This is a genomic window from Natronorubrum sediminis (genome assembly GCF_900108095.1).
Classification (GTDB): domain Archaea; phylum Halobacteriota; class Halobacteria; order Halobacteriales; family Natrialbaceae; genus Natronorubrum; species Natronorubrum sediminis.
On the sequence record NZ_FNWL01000002.1, the window covers coordinates 1,082,691 to 1,100,634 of the forward strand.

16 protein-coding genes are annotated in these 17,944 nt (G+C 63.3%); 5 read left to right on the forward strand and 11 right to left on the reverse strand.

The window, feature by feature from the left end:
* Positions 1-497 precede the first annotated feature (497 nt).
* From BLW62_RS12565 to BLW62_RS12590, 6 genes are all read right to left on the reverse strand, one after another.
* Positions 498-941: a universal stress protein gene (locus BLW62_RS12565; protein WP_090507355.1), complete on the reverse strand. Its 444-nt coding sequence runs from the start codon at positions 939-941 to the stop codon at positions 498-500.
* Positions 942-1,039: 98 nt separating this feature from the next.
* Entirely contained in the window at positions 1,040-1,804 is a 765-nt protein-coding gene (locus BLW62_RS12570; RefSeq protein ID WP_245726718.1) for an ABC transporter ATP-binding protein, read from the reverse strand.
* 3 nt (positions 1,805-1,807) lie between these two features.
* Positions 1,808-2,872 carry an ABC transporter permease gene (locus BLW62_RS12575; protein ID WP_090507356.1) on the reverse strand — a complete coding sequence of 355 codons (1,065 nt, stop codon included), beginning with the start codon at positions 2,870-2,872 and terminating at the stop codon, positions 1,808-1,810.
* A gap of 6 nt (positions 2,873-2,878) precedes the next feature.
* Positions 2,879-3,958: a hypothetical protein gene (locus BLW62_RS12580; protein WP_090507357.1), complete on the reverse strand. Its 1,080-nt coding sequence runs from the start codon at positions 3,956-3,958 to the stop codon at positions 2,879-2,881.
* Between the two features lie 115 nt (positions 3,959-4,073).
* Complete coding sequence (locus BLW62_RS12585) at positions 4,074-5,303, reverse strand: digeranylgeranylglycerophospholipid reductase (RefSeq protein WP_090507358.1); 1,230 nt, start codon at positions 5,301-5,303, stop codon at positions 4,074-4,076.
* Between the two features lie 281 nt (positions 5,304-5,584).
* Positions 5,585-5,995, reverse strand: a complete 411-nt coding sequence (locus BLW62_RS12590; protein WP_090507359.1) for a universal stress protein — start codon at positions 5,993-5,995, stop codon at positions 5,585-5,587.
* A 203-nt stretch (positions 5,996-6,198) separates the two neighbouring features.
* Here BLW62_RS12590 and nrfD point away from each other — a divergent pair, with 203 nt between their 5' ends.
* Positions 6,199-7,548, forward strand: coding sequence for an NrfD/PsrC family molybdoenzyme membrane anchor subunit (gene nrfD, locus BLW62_RS12595; RefSeq protein WP_090507360.1), 1,350 nt, complete (start codon positions 6,199-6,201; stop codon positions 7,546-7,548).
* Positions 7,549-7,663: 115 nt separating this feature from the next.
* On the opposite strand, the gene BLW62_RS18725 is transcribed toward nrfD, so the two are convergent.
* Positions 7,664-7,807 carry a DUF7557 family protein gene (locus BLW62_RS18725; protein ID WP_175459737.1) on the reverse strand — a complete coding sequence of 48 codons (144 nt, stop codon included), beginning with the start codon at positions 7,805-7,807 and terminating at the stop codon, positions 7,664-7,666.
* A 193-nt stretch (positions 7,808-8,000) separates the two neighbouring features.
* On the opposite strand from BLW62_RS18725, the gene BLW62_RS12600 reads away from it, so the two are divergent.
* Complete coding sequence (locus BLW62_RS12600) at positions 8,001-9,674, forward strand: AMP-binding protein (protein ID WP_090507361.1); 1,674 nt, start codon at positions 8,001-8,003, stop codon at positions 9,672-9,674.
* A 28-nt stretch (positions 9,675-9,702) separates the two neighbouring features.
* Here BLW62_RS12600 and BLW62_RS12605 read toward each other — a convergent pair whose 3' ends face one another.
* On the reverse strand, positions 9,703-10,551 hold the full coding sequence (locus BLW62_RS12605; protein ID WP_090507362.1) for a hypothetical protein: 849 nt from the start codon (positions 10,549-10,551) through the stop codon (positions 9,703-9,705).
* An 84-nt stretch (positions 10,552-10,635) separates the two neighbouring features.
* Positions 10,636-11,412, reverse strand: a complete 777-nt coding sequence (locus tag BLW62_RS12610; protein WP_090507363.1) for a hypothetical protein — start codon at positions 11,410-11,412, stop codon at positions 10,636-10,638.
* 154 nt (positions 11,413-11,566) lie between these two features.
* On the opposite strand from BLW62_RS12610, the gene BLW62_RS12615 reads away from it, so the two are divergent.
* Complete coding sequence (locus BLW62_RS12615) at positions 11,567-12,685, forward strand: aminotransferase class V-fold PLP-dependent enzyme (RefSeq protein WP_090507364.1); 1,119 nt, start codon at positions 11,567-11,569, stop codon at positions 12,683-12,685.
* Positions 12,686-12,697: 12 nt separating this feature from the next.
* Here BLW62_RS12615 and BLW62_RS12620 read toward each other — a convergent pair whose 3' ends face one another.
* On the reverse strand, positions 12,698-13,201 hold the full coding sequence (locus tag BLW62_RS12620) for a hypothetical protein (protein ID WP_090507600.1): 504 nt from the start codon (positions 13,199-13,201) through the stop codon (positions 12,698-12,700).
* Positions 13,202-13,396: 195 nt separating this feature from the next.
* Here BLW62_RS12620 and BLW62_RS12625 point away from each other — a divergent pair, with 195 nt between their 5' ends.
* Positions 13,397-14,047 (forward strand): DUF8173 domain-containing protein, encoded by a 651-nt coding sequence (locus BLW62_RS12625; RefSeq protein WP_090507365.1) that lies wholly within the window; start codon positions 13,397-13,399, stop codon positions 14,045-14,047.
* A 78-nt stretch (positions 14,048-14,125) separates the two neighbouring features.
* Here BLW62_RS12625 and BLW62_RS12630 read toward each other — a convergent pair whose 3' ends face one another.
* Positions 14,126-14,740, reverse strand: coding sequence for a DUF192 domain-containing protein (locus BLW62_RS12630; protein ID WP_090507601.1), 615 nt, complete (start codon positions 14,738-14,740; stop codon positions 14,126-14,128).
* A gap of 226 nt (positions 14,741-14,966) precedes the next feature.
* Here BLW62_RS12630 and uvrA point away from each other — a divergent pair, with 226 nt between their 5' ends.
* On the forward strand, positions 14,967-17,930 hold the full coding sequence (gene uvrA / locus BLW62_RS12635; RefSeq protein ID WP_090507366.1) for an excinuclease ABC subunit UvrA: 2,964 nt from the start codon (positions 14,967-14,969) through the stop codon (positions 17,928-17,930).
* Positions 17,931-17,944 lie beyond the last annotated feature (14 nt).

Below are 17,944 nucleotides of genomic sequence, written 5' to 3' on the forward strand. Positions count from 1 at the left end.
TGTTCGTGCGAGCAGGACGCGTTTCGGATGTTCGTGCGAGCAGGACGCGTTTCGGATGTTCGTGCGAGCAGGACGCGTTTCGGAGTGCGTACCGCGAAAGCCCCTGGGCCGCTCGAGTCACAGCCCTCGAGCGGCCCAGCCCCTTTCAGTCCCACCCGGCGGTGGTTGGTCGCCACTGCAGACACAACGCCGGCCGTTCCATACACCTGCGAGTAGAACACTGCGGAAGACACGCAGCATCCGCGAGCAAATCGAGCGGTTCACCGCCGGAGCGGGGTGAAACCCCGTGACGGCGGCCTTTTGGCATCGACGGGTTTTGCCGGGGTTGAGGCTGGCGTCGTAGACGCCAGCCGATGCCCCCAGTAAAAGAGGTTGCTGTGTTGAACGATCACTCCAGTCGCGGATCGAACCGAACCTCGCGCGACATTCGTGCTATATATTCATCACGACACTTGGGAGAGATGCGCTGATTGGGTGGAAATCCTCCCTGTCGATAATTAGCTCGAGTGAGCGCTCGAATTCGTAATGAACACGGGAATATCGCCGAATCTGACGATATGGTCCGTAGTGCTTCCGAGGGCCATCCGGTGGACTCCACCCCGGCCGCGCGTCGCCATCACAACGAGGTCTGCGTCGACGTCGTCGGCGTACTCGAGCAGTTCGTCCTCCGGCGGCCCCTCGAGTACCGTCCCGGTCACCTCGAGTTCGGAGGCGTCGGCCCGGTCGACGATCGCGTCGACGGCCTCCTGTGCTCGTTCGCCCATCGCCTCTTTTGCGCTCGCAGCGTCCCCCGGGAGCCGAAGGTCGCTCAGCGGCCCGGTGTCGGCGACGCAGACGACGTGAACCGCCGCGTCGTGGATACTCGCGAGTTCGAGGCCAGTCTGGGCGGCGGCTTCGGCGTGCTCGCTGCCGTCGGTCGGGAGCAAGATCGTGTCGAACATCGAGCGAACGTACGAGGAGTGCAGGCAAAGGTTTCCCGGAGCCGTGAGGTCACGAAATCTACCTGGTGCCACTATATCACGAACGCCATCCGGTGGCGTCAGGCCGCGTCCTCGAGGACGGATCGATACTGGGCGACGACGTCCGCGTCGGGAGAGCCGTCGTATCGAAGCTCGCCGTCGACGACGACGGTCAGGCGGTCGAACTGCTCGGCGAACGACGCCACGTTGTGCGTCGAGACGACGACCGTCCGGCCGTCCGCGCGATACTCCTCGAGAAAGCTCGTAATACGACGCCGCGAGTAGTCGTCGACGTCGGCCAACGGCTCGTCGAGCAAGAGGAACTGCGGGCGCTTGATCAGCGCCAACCCGAGGTCGAGTTTCGTGCGGAACCCGCCCGATAGCTCGTCGGCCCGACGGTCCGCAACGGGCTCGAGTCGGAGTTCCTCGAGTAGCGTCTCGAGCCACGAGTCGGGCGGCGGATCGTCGGCGAACCCCCGGAACACCTCGAGGTTCTCTCTGACCGTCAAGGCGGGGTAGAAACGGGGCTCCTGAAAGCTGTAGCCGACGGTCGCGTCTTCGGGAACCGATACTCGCCCGCTCGAGGGGCGAGTCAACCCGGCCAGTATCGCGAAGAGCGTCGTCTTGCCGGAGCCGTTCGGGCCGATGAGGCCGTGGAACGTGCCCGGGTGGATGGCGACGGAGAGATCCTCGAGCGCCGTCGTGTCGCCGTAGCGTTTCGTCACGTCGACGAGCGCGAGTGAGTCCGCCGAGGACGGAGACGAGGCTGTCGACTCCTGTGGCGCGTTTGGGTGCTCGGGCTGGTGATCCACGCTGTCGTCGTGTTCTGAGTGCGTGTCACCCACGAGCTATCGCCTCCGTTTGTAGACGACGAGTGCGAGTTGTAACGCGAGGAGCGACGCGACGGCGCTCACGGCCAGCCAGAGCAGGTGATCCGTGTACAGCGAGACCGGCGCGTCTCGTATCATCGCGCTCCTGGTCGTCACCGTCGAGTAGTACGTCGGCAGGGCGCGGGAGATCGTCCCCTGTATCGACGAGAAGAAGCCAGTGGGGTAGACCAGACTCGAGAACCCGAAGACGGCGAGCGCGAGGCCGAGGTTGACGAACAGGGCGGCTTTTCGCAAACCGAGGGCGAACGTCACGGCCAGTCCGAGCGCGGCCAGGTAGACGTAGGTGAGCCCAAAGGAGGCGATCGACAGCGCCGAGAGGAGCGTAATATCGTACTCGAGCCACGCGGCGACGCCGGCGACCGTCGCGGCTGGAATCGCGAGCGCGAGGCCGTAGAACAGCAGCTTGCTCGCCACGACGGTCTCGAGGCGGGTTTCGGTCTGGAGACGGTCGAGGACGAGTCGCTCGGAGCGGACCTGATACGGCAGATAGACTAGCGCGAAGAGGGTGAGAAACGCGAACGCGCCCGTCGGAACGAGGAATTCGGCGAGCGTCCGTTCCTCGCCGATGGTCTCGTGCTCGACGGTGACGTCGGATTCGACCAGCGCGTCGAGTTCGGACTCGGCGACGCCGACGGTCTCGTTGACCGGCTCTTCGAACGGCACGAACGCGCGATCGGAGACGACCGTCACGTTCGCGTCCGTCTCCTCGTCCATCACGCCACCCGGAACGTGGACGACCAGATAGACCTCCTCGCGCTGGAGTCCATCTCGAGCCTCCGCTGGGGAGTCGTACTCGACTGGCGACGTGAACCCGGCCATACCGGCTTCGGCGATGGCGACATCGTCCTCGGTCGCGTCGTCCTCGGCGACGACGCCGACCGGCACGTCGCGCGGAATCGTCTGTTCGAAAACGGCCGTGCCAGCGACGATGCCACCGGGGAGCAACACGAGCAAAATGACGATCAAACCCAGATTCCGTCTGGCGGTGATCGCTTCCGTTCGAAGCAACGCGACCAGATCCACTCGCGCTCACACTCCCTCGAGCACGGCGAGTAACGCGGCGACCGCGTCGGCGTCGCCCTGATAGACGATCGAAACGACCGTCTCCTCGCGCTCGAGCGTAGCCTCGTCGGACGCGTCGCTCAGTTCGTCGTCCAGTTCCCCGAGCGCCGAGAGCCCACCCTGCAGGACGGTCTCGAGTTGTTCGGCGTCGCTGTCGTCGTCGACGTGAAAGTCGAGTTCGAGGTCGACCGTCTCGTCGTCGATCGTGTCGTACTGGAGGCCGATGGCGTCGATTTCCTCGAAAATATCGTCGTTACCGCCGGCGAGAAACGCAAATTCGTCCGGAAGCGGCGAGCCGTCGGGCACGGCGGCGACTGTGACGGGACCGTCGTTGGCACCGTCGTACGCGCTCCGGATCGAGCCCGAAATCGCCTCCTCGTCCCCGGCGTGGGTCTCGAGTGCCGCGTCGACACCATCCTCGTCACCGACGACGTATCGGCCGTCACCGAGAACGCCGAGAACGGGTGGCTCGTCGCCGCCTCCGTCTCCGTCTCCACCGTCACCGTCACCGTTCGCGACCGACACCGGTTCGTAGCGCTCGGCGTCGCCCCCGGCGGACTCGGATTCGTACTCGAGGTCGGTCGTCTCCTCGAGCGACGCGACGACGTCGTCCTCGCTCCAGTCGCCGTCGACGATGATGGTTTCTTGGGCTGCCGCCGCTGCTACCTCCTCCTCGGTGGCGTCGCTCGAGATTGCGTCGACGTCGCCGAAGAGGACCACTTCGTTCGCCTCGAGCGGATCGAGGCCGGTTCGATCTTCGAAGGCGACGATCGCCTCCGTCGCACGCTCGGAACCGAACGCGTCGAGGCCCTCGAGTGCCGACTCGAGGTCCGTTTCGCTCGCCTCGCCGTCTGCAACGGCCTCGACGTCGAGATGGGCGAGCAGCGTCGTTTCGCCGGGGACGGCGTCGACGAGCGAGGACGCAGCGTCCGTGTTGTCGAGAAAGCCGGTACAGCCCGCCGTCGCGGTGATCGCCGCGGCGCTCGCGGCGAGGAGCGACCGTCTCGAGAGGGAGGCGTCACGGGCCCGTTCCGAGGGAGTCAACATATTGGCATGTCTCGGCGCCACAGACCATTAACGGTTCGCCCGTAAGCGGCCGTTTCAGTCCGCATTCGTGGTGAGTCAACGCTCGATGAAAGAGTGTCAGAGGCGACGTTCGCTTTCAGCGCAGTTGCTGTTTCGCGAACCGGGCGAGCAGTGGTACGTCGCTGGGGCTGAGCAGTTTCAAAATGGCACGGAGGCTCCCGCTGTTAGCCTTCGCGAGCGTCTCTTCGTTCAGACGATTCAGGTCGGCCATGAATTTGTCGTAGCGCTCGTTCGAGGCGAGATAGAGCAGTTGGGTCATGTGCTGGCGTTTCTTGACGGCGGGCGCGACATCCCGGTGCCAGAGCGTCTCGTAAACCTCGAGATTCTCCGCCGACGGTTCGATCTGACCGTGTTTGAGACAGGCGTCTGCGGCGACTGCAGCGACGCGTGCGGATTGCATGCCCTTGTTGATCCCCTCACCCCAGAGCGGGTCGATCGTCGGGACGGTGTCGCCGATGGCCATGAACCGGTCGGTGTGTATCTGGCCCGGCGGCTGGATGTGCGCGGAGCCTCGGTGTTGCTTGCCCTCGAGTCGCTCGGCGTTTTCGAATCGCGGATCCGTCTCGAGCCAGTGATCGAGGTAGTCGTCGATCGCAAAGTCGTCTCGTGCGTACTGGTTGTGACTGCCGTTCTGGATGTAACAGAGGCCGACCTTGGCGGTATCCTCGCCGGTGTGGAAGATCCAGGAGTAGCCGCCGGGAGCGATTTCGTGGTCGAGTCGGAGCATCATCGCGTCGTGGAGGTCGGCGAATCCGGGGCGGTCGATGTCGATGCCCTCGAACTCGTACTCGATGCCGATCGCGTGGTTCTCGCGCTCGAGTTCGACGACGTCGAGTTGTTTCGCGAGCGGTGCGGCGGGCCCCGTCGCGTCGATGACGATGTCGCCGTAGACTTCCTGGTCGCCGTTGTACGTGACGCCGACGATCTCGCCGTTTTCCATGATCGGGCCCGTTACGCGGGCGTCGAATCGATACTCTGCACCCTCGGCCCGGCTGTCTTCGACGAGGAATCGCTTGAAGTCGGCGAACTCGAGGACGGCACCGGGTTGTTCGCGAACGTAGTAGTTGGTCGGGGACTCGAGGACGACGTTCTCAGTGTACTGCATGACGACATCGTCGGGGATCCCGAAGGAGGCCATCATGGACGGGAACGTCCCCGCAGTTGACTTGTTACTCTGGCGCGGGAACCCGTCCTCGGATTCGGTCTCGAGAACGACGACCTCGTAGCCACGGGTAGCGAGGTCGCGAGCACACTGGCCGCCCGCTGGACCAGCACCTGCGATAACCACGTCGTAGCGGTTGTTCATACCGCGAGACTGTTTCGAAGCCTCATTAGTTTATTCAGTTCCGACGGAGAGACTGATCGTTCACACATACCATCTCGGAGATGCGGAACCGTACTATCGACCTCTCCGCGTATCCGGACTCGTCGGTGCGACGGTTCCGCTGCCCCTAATTCGACGGTCGAGCGTCTCGACGACATCGCTCTCTGAGTCGGGTAGTCGGTTACCTCGGACGGACGGGCTGCTCGAGTGTCACCGACGGATCGTCTACGCACTCGACGACGAGTACGGCTCACCAGTATCGCTCAGCGAACGATCGTCACGGGGGCGGGTGCCCGGCGTGCGATTTGTTCGGCGACGCTCCCCAACAGGACGCGAGAGACGCCCGATCGGCCGTGACTGCCGACGACGACGCGATCGACATCGTGCTCGCTAACGTAGGTGACCACGGACGATGCCGGCGGACCAACCAGGAGTTCTGTCCGCACCTGTTGTGGACGGTCGGCCACCCGATCACGGACTTGCTCGAGCAACGCCTCGCCGTGTTCGCGAAGCCGTTCTTGCATCGAGTCCGTCCCGAAGTGGGCGAATTCACCGTAGCCACTCTGACTGGGGTCGACGGCGTGGACGACGACGATGTCGTCGGCTTCCTCGAGCGCGTACTCGAGTGCTGCCCATCCGGGTTCGGAGTCGTCGAGTGCCACCAGCAACACCATGTTGAATGAGTAGTAACGAGTATACTTGAGTCCCTTGGTAGCATTGGTCACAGTTGCGCGTCCGGAGACGTGACGAGTACGAATAACGGAGTGACGAGTGCGAACTCCGGAGGTGGAGAGACGACGACGCGCGCTTCGTGCTTGCATGACCAACGGATGGAATCACACCAATCGCAAGAGTATGTTTGTGAAGTTCAACCACGATGAGCACGAAAACGCCACGGAAGGCCGACATTCTTCGACCGATACAGAACACGTCGACGACCTACTTCGTGTTAGTTGCCGTTGCCGGGCTAGCGTTCGCCCTCTTTCTCGTCGGGTGGATCTACCAGCTCTATCAGGGAATGGTCGTTACGGGACTCTCGGATTGGGGATCCGGTGGCGGCGTGACGTGGGGCGTCTACATCGGCGCGTTCATCTGGTGGGTCGGCATCGCCCACGGCGGGATCATCCTCTCCGCTGCGGTTCGGTTGCTCGGCATGGAGCGGTACATGCCGGTCGCTCGCCTCGCCGAGTTGTTGACCCTCGCCGGCCTCTCCGCGGCTGGCTTCTTCATCGTCGTCCACCTCGGCCGACCAGATCGGATGGTCACGAGCGTCCTCGGTCACTACCACATCACCGTTCACGCGTCACCGCTGGTGTGGGACGTGACCGTCATCACGGCCTACTTCGTGTTGACGGCGACGTACCTCGCGTTGACGATTAGATACGACGTGAGTCGGTTACGCGACGACCTGCCAGACACCCTCGATCCAATTTACTCGCTCGTGACGTTCGGCTACACCGAGGCGGAAGACGAAGTCGTCCAGCGAATGGTGTGGTGGCTCGCCCTCGCGATCATCATCATGGCGCCACTCCTGCTCCACGGCGGCGTGATCCCGTGGCTGTTCGCCGTGATCCCGGCGATACCCGGCTGGTTCGGTGCCGTCCAGGGCCCACAGTTCCTGACCATCGCCCTCACCTCCGCGATCAGCGGCGTCATCCTCCTCTCGTTCGCGTTCCGGCGGGCCTACGATTGGGACCACATCATCACCGACGACATCTTCCGCGGCCTGCTCCTCTGGCTCGGCTTCTTCAGCCTCCTCTTTCTCTGGCTCCAGTTGCAACAGCGAGTGACCGGCGGGTTCGCCGCGCCGACCGACACCGCACAGATTTCGGCCGCCACGCTCGAGCACCCGATCTACATCGTCTCGATGGGTCTCGTCGCCGTCGTGCTCGCGTTTATCTTCGCGCAGGCAATCCGCCCGGCGCTGTTCACCAAGGGTCGAGCCGTCGTCGCCGGCCTCGCGGTGCTCACGGCCACGTTGCTCGAGAAAATCCTCTTCGTCGTCGAGGGGTTCATGTACCCGACGTTCGACATCTACGGCGCGACCCCCGGCGAGTACTTCCCGAGTTTTATCGAGTTCGCGTCGATCACCGGAACGATCGGCATGGTAATGTTGTTCTTCTTGCTCGTCGCAAAAGTCATCCCGGTCGTCGAACTCCACGCGATCGAACACCTCCAAGAACGCGACCACGGCCACGAGCGCGAGCAGATCACGCACGACGATTAGGCCAAGTGTATCGACTATTTGATGGTTGAGCCGGCACCGTCGTCAACGGTAGCGTCGTCGGGCCCGACGCCATTCGACGATAAAAACGAGTCGAGGTCGTTCGGGACGGTCACCCTCAGATGCCTTCCTGCAAGAATCTGCCTTCGGTCTCGTAGATGGACACCAGTTCCTCGATGAACTCCTCGTGGGTTTCGTCCTCCTCAAGGTGACCGTCGAGTCGCTCCTTCAGGTCGTCGCTAATTTCGATGGTGTGAGTCATGGTGGAGCGCGTCGTCACCTTCCACGCGAGCCACGAGCAAATACGTCGGGCGCGCAATTGCAGCGTTTGCACGTCGATCCGTCTGCTGGCGGTCGGCGGCCACCTCGAGACGTGATGACCGCCAGCGGCGACGATTTTCCGGTGGAATTCGTTCGACGCAATTACTTTGTGTTCGTTCGTGATTGTCGTGTCTATGGTTACCACTGATCAAGACGGGTTCCCCGCGGGCGTCCAATCGGAGCCGTCATTCCCGCTGGGACGGCGGCCACTCCACGAGTACGTCGCCCATCACGCCACCGAGACGCCGGAGCGAGTCGCCATCACCTACTACGGCACCGATCTGACCTATCGCGACCTCGAGTCGGCCATCTCGTCGTTCGCGACGTGGCTCGACGAGCAAGGATACGAAGCGGGCGAAACGCTCCTCCTGTGTCTGCAGAACTGCCCGCAATACGTGATCGCCTACTACGGGGCACAACGACTCGGAATGCGGGTAAGCCCGTGCAGCCCGATGGCCAAAGAACACCGACTCTCCTACCAACTCGAGGACGGCGACGCCAGAATCGCCGTCGCGGGCGACACCCACGCCTCGCTGTTTGAGGGCGTTCGGGAGGAAACGCCCCTCGAGCAGGTCGTCTACACGCGTTTCGAGACGTTTCTCCCAGACGAGCCGGTGCCGGAGATCCATCCCGAGATGACCGACGCGGTCGCGATGGACCGACAGCCTCCCGCTGACGACATCTTCTACTTCGACTCGGTGCTGGAGGAGACCCCTGCCGATCCGCCGACAGTCGACGTGGCGATGGACGACATCTGCCTGCTGCAGTACACGTCCGGGACGACGGGGCTGCCGAAGGGCTGCATGCACAGCTACGAGAACGTGCTCTTCGCTGCCGCCACCTCCTCGGCGCTGACCGACCGAGACGGCGGGACGCGCCACCTCGCCGTGATGCCCGTCTTCCACGTCGCCGGCAAGCTCAACGCCGTCGACTCGCCGATGATTCAGGGCGGGACGTCCATCCTCCTGACGCGCTACGAAGCCGAGGCCTACCTCGACGCGCTCGAGGCGCACGATCCGGATAACGGCTGGATCACCACCCCGATGGTCCGCGAGCTATTGGAAACGTTGGGGGCCGAAGACGACAACCGAGAGATCGACTCGCTCGAGTCGATGCCGGTGACGAGTTTTGGCCAGTCGCTGACGGACGACCTCTGTGCGCGCTGGGCCGACGCCACCGGCGCGGAGATGTACGAGGCGGCCTACGGACTGACCGAAACGCACACGCGAGACACGTTCACCAATGAACTCGGCCTCGTCGAAGAGGGGTTCGTCGGCAAACCCGTCTACGAGACCGATATCGTGATCCGCGATTGGGAGACCCACGAGGAACTCCCTCAGGGAGAGACCGGCGAGATCACGGTGAAGACGCCCTCGCTGTTCGAGGGCTACCTGAACAAGCCCGAGGAGACCGAGGCGGCGATGCACGAGGATTACGTGCTCACGGGTGATATCGGCCGGTTCACCGAGGACGGCCACCTCTACTTCCTCGGGCGACAAAAGTACATGATCAAGTCGAGTGGCTATTCAATCGCTCCAGCCGAGGTCGAGGAGGTGCTGAAGACCCATCCCGGAATCGAGAACGCCGCCGTCGGCGGCCGCAACCACGAGACGAAGGGGTCGGAGGTCGTCGCGGGGGTGGTCGTCTCCGACGAGTCGTTGAGCGCACAAACAATCGTCGAGTGGGCCGAAGACCACCTCGCAGCGTACAAGCGACCGCGGGACGTCGTCGTCCTCGAGGAGTTGCCCGTCACGAATCTCGGAAAGCTGGATCGGGAAGGACTCGCCGACGTGCTCTCAGAAGAATAACCAGCAATCAGCGGTGGAGAGACAGCCCTTAGGAGACGTCGACGTACCCGGCGAACGTCGCGGCCGCAAACGCGAGCAACACCAGCGCGAAGAGAACGTTCTTCGCGATTTCCATCCGGAGGCGACCGACGAGGTCGCCGACCGAACCGTTTGCGAGGACGAGTGACGCGCTCGAGCCCTCGGTGAGCGTCAGGCCGTTCTCGCCCATCTCGAGTTCGCCGTGTGCGATCACCTGATCGCCGTCGTCGATCCGACTAACCTGAAATCTCGAGCGTTCGCCGGTGCTGAGGGGGCCAACGTTGATATCGACCGGTAAGTCCGGCCCGATGTCCCGCGGATCGTCGATTCGCGTGTCGATATCTGGCTCGCCGAGGTGGAGTCCGGCCGAATCCCACGGGTCGGCCGTTCCGAAGGTGGCACCGCCGGGCATGAGTTCCTTCGTCGCGTCCGGATCGAGTGCTACCGTTCCCGCCTCGGATTCGATCTCGAGGTCGCCGACCTCGAGGCCGCCGCGTTCAGTCGACCACTTGTAGCGTCGCCCTCGACGACCGGAGCCTGAACTCGAGGTCCCCCGTCGCTTGCGTTTTCGCCGGCGAATGCGCCAGGCGACCACGCCGGCGTCGGCGTCGGCTGTACCGTCAGTGCCGTCAACGTCGTCAGTGCGTGCTGCATCGCCTCTCGGGTCCGGAGTCGGTGCCGATTCGCTGACTCGGGCCCGCCCGGTGAGCGTCACCGTCTCGCCGGGTTGCATCGTCGGCGTCGCATCGGGATCGACGCTCGAGATCGTCCGATACTGACTGACGTACGTCCAGGTGTTCCACAGGAAAAACAGGGCGACAGCTGCCAACACGCCGCCGAATGCGGTTGTGAGGACCATCGTTTGCAGTGGTATTATCGATACACTATAAGTTACCCGAATGTAGTAAGTGACCTGTCACGTTCGTACGACGGTCGCGAGTGGCTACTCGAGTGACTGATCACGCCAGGTCGTCCAGTCGTAGAGTCGCTCGAGTTCGCCGCCTTGCTGGCGGATCGCGACGGCGGTGGTGAACAGGAACGCGCCGACGAGCGTCGTGCCAACGATCCAGGTGGCGTCGGCGAGCGCCCCGTAGCTCGAGAGGTAGCCAGTCACCAGGTCGACGACGACGATGGCGACGAGACAGACGATCGCCGGAAGGAGGTGGCGCGTCAACGCCGCGAGCGTCGTCCCCTCGTGGACGCGAACGGTCTGGACGCCGTAGTGAATCGCCCACGCCGACGCAAGTACCCAGCCGACGGCGACGACGGGTCTCGTCCACGCACTCTCGAGTAAGAACGTGCCCCACCAGGCGACGACGAAGAGAGCGATCACGGCGACGTCAGCCCAGCCGGGAAGGAGTTGCGAACGCTCGTCTCGGGCCCGTTCGGCGTGGTACATCGCCCGGATTGCCAGCGTGAGAAAGAGGATACAAAACAGGATGGCTCCGTCGCCGAACAGCGGAATCCACGCCGACTCGAGGAAGACGCTCCCGATGCTGGCTCCAGCGTAGACGACTGCTGCGCCGAGGCCGATCGACAGGTACCACTGTGCACCGCTGACGTCCGCTGCGAGAACGTCTCGAACGTAGATAGACGTGTAGTACAACAAGACGAGCGCGCCGAATGCGATCGCGAGCGACGCGAACAGGTGGCCGAACGCAACCGTCGTCTCCGGATCGTTCGCGTCGAACGTAGTCGACGTCGCGAGCAGCGACAACATTAGTTACGTGTTGGTTCGGCCGTCGATAAAACCCTATCCCCAGTTACCGTTCGCCGGGAAGACCGCGACGGGTGACTGGTCGGGCACGGGAAGAGTCGGACGCGGGAACAGTCGGGCACAGGGATCTAACGTGTGGCACTCGAAGGTGTTCTCGATGGAACCACTGGACCTTCGCGAGACGATTCCTGCCCTCGAGTCGGGGACGTACCTCAACTGGGGTGCCGGCGGGCCGAGTCCCACTCGCGTCGTCGATGCCGTCGAATCGAGTCTCGAGCATCACGAGTACGAGGCCCCGACGCGCGAGGGGATGTATCCCGCTGCGTTCGACGCCTACGACGACGCCCGAAACGCGGTTGCCGACCTCCTCGGTGCCACTGTCAAGGAGATCGCCCTCACACAGAGCACGACGGATGGCATCAATCGCGTCGCGGGTGCACTCGAGTGGGACGACACTGACGTCGTCGTCCGAACCGACCTCGAACACTCCTCGGGCATCCTGCCGTGGCAACGACTCGAGCGCACGCGAGGTGTCGAGGTCCGCGAACTCGAGACCGAAAACGGCCGGCTGGATCTCGGGGACGTGAAATCGGCGGCGAGCGACGCGACGCTCTTGTGCGTGAGTTCGCTCACCTGGACCCACGGCACCCGATTGCCGATCGAATCGATCGTCGACGTGGCACACGACGCCGGCGCGCTCGTCCTCGTCGACGCCGTGCAGGCACCCGGACAGGTCCCAGTCGACGTCCACCAGTGGGGTGCAGATTTCGTCGTCGCCGCGGGCCACAAGTGGCTCCTAGGCCCCTTCGGAGGCGGATTTCTCTTCGTGCGCGGAGGACTCGAGCGAGAACGGTCGCTTCGGCCGGCAGCCATCGGCTACCGAAGCGTCGCCGAGGAAAACGCCGTCGACTACGAGTACGCACCGGGGGCGAAACGCTTCGAGGTCGGAACGGCGAGTCCAGCACCGTACGCAGGGCTAAGCGAGGCGATCGACTGTTTCGATGAAATCGGCATCCGGACGATCGAACGGCGAATCGAAGCGCTCACCGATCGGCTCAAAGACGGGCTTCGCGACGACCGACTGGTGAGTCCGCGCGAATTCGAATCCGGCCTCGTAACGATTTCCGTCGACGACGCGGAAGCGACCGTCGAGCGTCTCGCCGATTCGGGAGTCGTCGTTCGAATGCTTCCCAATCTCGAGGCCGTTCGGGCGTCGGTCCACGCGTACAACACGAACGCGGAGATAGACGCGTTGCTCGAGGCGCTGAGCGAGTAATTGGCCAGTCGATCAGGAACTCTCAGAGGACTCGTCGCTGGCCGCTGCCGCGGCTTCGACGAGCGTCTCGCGACTCTCGAAGTACGCCGGCGCGTCGTGGTCGGCTTCGAAGTGGATCACGCGCTCTAACGCGGTTCCGCCGTCGTCGAACTCAGATTGGAGTTCCTCGGCGAGGTCGGTATAGTTCGCGGCGAGGTCCTGAAAGGCCTGCATTCGCGCCTGTTTCGCTTCCACGAGTAGTTGCTTCTCCTCGACGTCGCGCTCGAGTTCCTCGAGTTCTTCGAGGTCGAGGTCACCGGGACCGGCGGGTGTCGATGGGCCGTCGACGCCCTCCACGCCGGTCGCGTGGTCCTCGAGTCGCGTGCGGAGTTCGGCCATCTCCTCGTCGATTTCGGTGAGCAACTCGTCCGCTTCCTCGCGCATCGTCTCGACGCGTCCCGAGAGCAAGCCGGCCTGCGTGTGACAGTACTCGACGAGTTCCTCGATAGCGACTGTCTGGCCGGAATCGTCGCTCATACCGTCCCGTTCGGGCTTCCGACCGAAGACACTTTGGTCTGGACGGCAGACGCCGAATAGAGTCGGCAGACGCCGGAATGCGACGAATTGGGCGACTGTGTTGGCCCGACAGCGGTGCGAATCGGCGCGTCTTCGGGTGTCGAATGCGACGACCGTCACCGGGCGATTCATTAGTCAGAAAACACGATAGAACGTATGGTCCGGCGCTCTCTCCCTGCGGTCGTCCTCACCCTCCTAGCGCTCGTTCCCTCGAGCGCCGCCGCACAGAACGGTGCGACTGCACCCCGAACGCTCGCGGAAATCCTCGTCGTGATGGGGGTCTACGCCGTCATCACGTTCGGTGTCGGATTGCTCTTACTGGCCGTCTCGCAGTCGTACGTCCGCGGCGTCGGGACGCACATGAGGCGACACACGCTCCGGTCGTTTCTCCTCGGCCTCGGCGCGTTCGTCGCCAGTTTCGTGGCCGTTTTCGCCGGCATGTTCCTCATCACCGGAATAACGGCACTCGGCGCGCCCGACACGGTCAGCGTCGCCCTCATGCTCGCGCTGGTGTTCGCGTTCTTCGGGTTCTGGCTCCTCATCTTGCTGGCAGACGCTCTCGCGATTATCGTCGTCGGTGCACTCGTCCTCGGGTGGGTTCGCTCGAGTCCGGACCCGAACCTGTGGCTCGGACTTGTCGTCGGTATCCTCGTCGTGCACCTCGTCTACTTGATCCCGCTGGTCAACATCCTCGTCATCCTCGTCCTCCCGACTATCGGCATCGGCGCGATGATCGATTCGTGGCTGCGCACTCGAGACGAACCGTCGGCCGAGTCGGAATCACAGGGGTCTGTGACGGGCGACTAACTCGAGGAACGCGAAGAGTGAGGTGACGAGTCATCGGTGTGATCGAAACTCGCGTCGGAGTATAACTCTCGCCTCGGATCACAGTTCGAAATTGAGAACGTCGCCCTCCTCGACGCCGTTCTCAGCGGTCCACTCGTAGACGACCTCCAGAACGTACTGTCCACGGCCGGAGTAGGTCTGTTCGGAGCCGTCCTCCTCAGACTCGGGTTCCGGTGCGTGGGAGAGACTGGTGATGACGCCCTCGTCGTCGGCGAACACAATGTCGATTCCGAACGACATTTCCGGCATGCCAAACGTCCGGTCTTCGACTGATTCGTAGACGAACAACATCCCCCGGTCTTCGGAGAGCGTTTCGGTGTCGCTCAGCCCGAGTTCTTGCAGGTCCGGCGTATCCGCAATAGCTGCCGTTACCTCACCCAGTTCGTCCCCATCGGCGGTCGTCACGAGCACGTCGGTCGACTCGTACTCCGAGTGGACTTCCGTCGTCTCGTCGTCGTTCGAACCCACATCTTCCGTCTCATCGTCGTTCGAATCCGGGTTATCCGTCGGATCATCATCATTGTCGCCGCTGTTATCGTCGTCGTTGTCGTCGTTGCCGCCGGTACATCCTGCGAGTCCGACGGACCCGAACGTCGCGACGAGTCCCGTAAGCAGCGTTCGTCGGTCCGCAGTTGCCGAGCGTCGTGCAGTCATTACGAGTCGATACCGACCACGGAGGATTCCATAACTGTTTGTCAGAAACATCGTGACCGTCATCAGCGGGTCGGTACCGGACCACGGGTTCCGTCCGGCAAAATGTGCTAACACAGTCCACGCTACCGGGCTTCCAGACGCGTTAAGTCCTTCCGGCCACTGACTCACGCACAGTGAATCGAGCGTTCCGTCGCGACCCAATTCGATCACCACTCACCACCTACATATGAGCAAAGACTACATCGAGGTGCGAGGTGCAGAGGAGCACAACCTCAAAGACCTCGACGTCACGGTTCCCCGCGAGGAGTTCACCGTCGTCACCGGCCTCTCGGGATCGGGGAAATCCTCGCTGGCGTTCGAAACGATCTACGCCGAAGGACAGCGTCGCTACATCGAGAGTCTCTCGGCGTACGCCCGGAACTTCCTCGGACAGATGGACAAACCGCAGGTCGAGACCGTCGAAGGACTCTCGCCGGCGATCTCGATCGATCAGAAGAACGCCGCGAACAACCCCCGTTCGACGGTGGGGACCGTCACGGAACTCCACGACTATCTCCGTCTCCTCTACGCCCGCGTCGGCACCCCCCACTGTCCCGACTGCGGCCGCGAAGTCGGCGAGCAGTCCGCCCAGAACATGGTCGAGCGCATCCTCGAGTTACCCGAGGGAACGCGAGCGAAACTCGCCGCACCCGTCGTTCGCGACCAGAAGGGTGCCTTCGAGGACCTCTTCGAGGAACTCGTCTCGGAGGGGTACTCCCGCGTCGAAATCGACGGCGAGGAGTACGACCTTACCCTCGACGACCCCGACCTGGACGAGAACTTCGACCACACCGTCGATGTCGTCGTCGACCGCGTGAAGGTAGACACCGAGGCCCGTCCGCGGATCATCGACAGCGTCGAAACGGCGCTCGAGGAAGCCGAGGGCGTCCTCAAGGTCATTCTGCCCGACGCACCCGAGGAGGTCGCGTCCGATCTGGGCGAGGCGGCCCGCCGAACGGGTGCGCTTGGCGACGAGACCGAGGAAGACGACCGGTTCGTCGTCGAGTTCTCGAAGGACCTCGCGTGTACTCACTGCGGGATCGACGTGCCCGAGATCGAGACGCGTTCGTTCTCCTTCAACTCACCTCACGGTGCCTGTCCGGAGTGTGAGGGACTCGGCGAGACGAAAGAGATCGACGAAGGACTGGTCATCCAGGACGAATCCAAGTCGCTCAAGCACGTCTTCGAGCCCTGGAGCTACAACCGCTCGTACTACCAGACGCGACTCGACGCCGTCGCCGAGCACTTCGACCTCTCGCTGTCGACGCCGTTCGAAGACCTCGAGGAGGATACCCAGCAGGCCTTCCTCTACGGCACCAGCGACAAGGTGACCTTCGAGCGAAGTACCCGAAACGGCACCCGACGCAAGCAAAAACGCTTCGAGGGCGTCATTCCGAACCTCGAGCGTCGATACCTCGAGACCGACTCCGATTCGACCCGCGAGCACATCGAGGACTACATGTCGGCGACGGAGTGTCCGTCCTGTGACGGCACCCGTCTCAAGGCGGCGAGTCGGGCCGTGTTCATCGACGGGACCGCAATCACCGAGATCAACGGGCTGAGCATCGGCGACGCCTTGGCCCACTTCGAGTCGATGGAAGCCGACCTCACGGAGCGCGAGAAAGTCATCGCCGAGGAGATTTTGAAGGAGATTCGGGCCCGCCTCGGCTTCATGGTCGAAGTCGGCCTCGAGTACCTCACCCTCGACCGGGAAGCCGCGACCCTCTCGGGTGGTGAGAGCCAGCGTATTCGGCTCGCGACGCAGATCGGGTCCGGGCTGGTCGGGGTGCTCTACGTCTTGGACGAGCCCTCGATCGGCCTCCACCAGCGGGACAACGACCGACTGCTCGATACCTTAGAAGAGCTTCGAGACATCGGAAACACCCTCCTCGTCGTCGAACACGACGAAGAGACGATGCGCCGTGCGGACAACGTCATCGACATGGGCCCCGGTCCGGGCAAACGCGGCGGCGAGGTCGTCGCCAATGGCTCCGTCGAGGACGTCAAAGACTGTGAGGAGTCCATCACCGGCGACTACCTCTCCGGCCGCCGGCAGATTCCGGTTCCGGACGAACGCCGCGACCCGGCGGGCGCGCTGACCATCCGCGGCGCTCGCCAGCACAACTTAGCCGACCTCGACGTGGACATTCCACTGGGCAACTTTACCGCGATTACAGGCGTCTCTGGCTCCGGCAAATCGACGCTCATGCACGAGGTGTTCTACAAGGGCCTCGCCCGCCAGATGAACGACAACACGAGCGTCATTCCGGGCGACCACGACGGCCTCGAGGGCCTCGAGGAGATCGAAACCGTCCGACTGATCGACCAGTCTCCGATCGGTCGCACACCTCGATCGAATCCGGCCACCTACACCAACGTCTTCGACTACATCCGCGACCTGTTCGCCGAGACGAAACTCGCGAAACAGCGTGGCTACGAGAAGGGACGCTTCTCGTTCAACGTCAAGGGCGGGCGCTGCGAGGAGTGTGGCGGCCAAGGAACCGTCAAAATCGAGATGAACTTCCTCAGCGACGTCTACGTCCCCTGTGAGGAGTGTGACGGCGCGCGCTACAACGACGCGACCCTCGACGTCACCTACAAGGGCAAGACGATCGCCGACGTGCTCGAGATGGAGGTCGACGAGGCCTACGAGTTCTTCGAGTCGAACTCCCAGATCCGTCGCCGGCTGAAACTCCTGAAGGACGTCGGACTCGACTACATGACCCTCGGCCAGCCGTCGACGACGCTTTCCGGTGGTGAGGCCCAGCGGATCAAGCTGGCCGAAGAACTCGGGAAGAAGGACACCGGCGAGACGCTGTACTTGCTCGACGAGCCGACGACCGGACTGCACCACGAGGACGAACGAAAACTCATCGAGGTGCTCCACCGGCTGACCGACAACGGCAACACCGTCGTCGTCATCGAACACGAACTCGACCTCGTGAAGAACGCCGACCACATCATCGACCTCGGCCCCGAAGGCGGCGAACACGGCGGCGAACTCGTCGCGACGGGAACGCCGGAAGAAGTCGCCCGACTCGAGGACTCACACACCGGTCGGTACCTGCGCGACCTGCTGCCGAAAATCGACCTCGATGGCCCACGCGGCGAGCGCGTCGAACCCGTGACGGCGCCGATGGACGACGACTGAGACAATCGGATCAC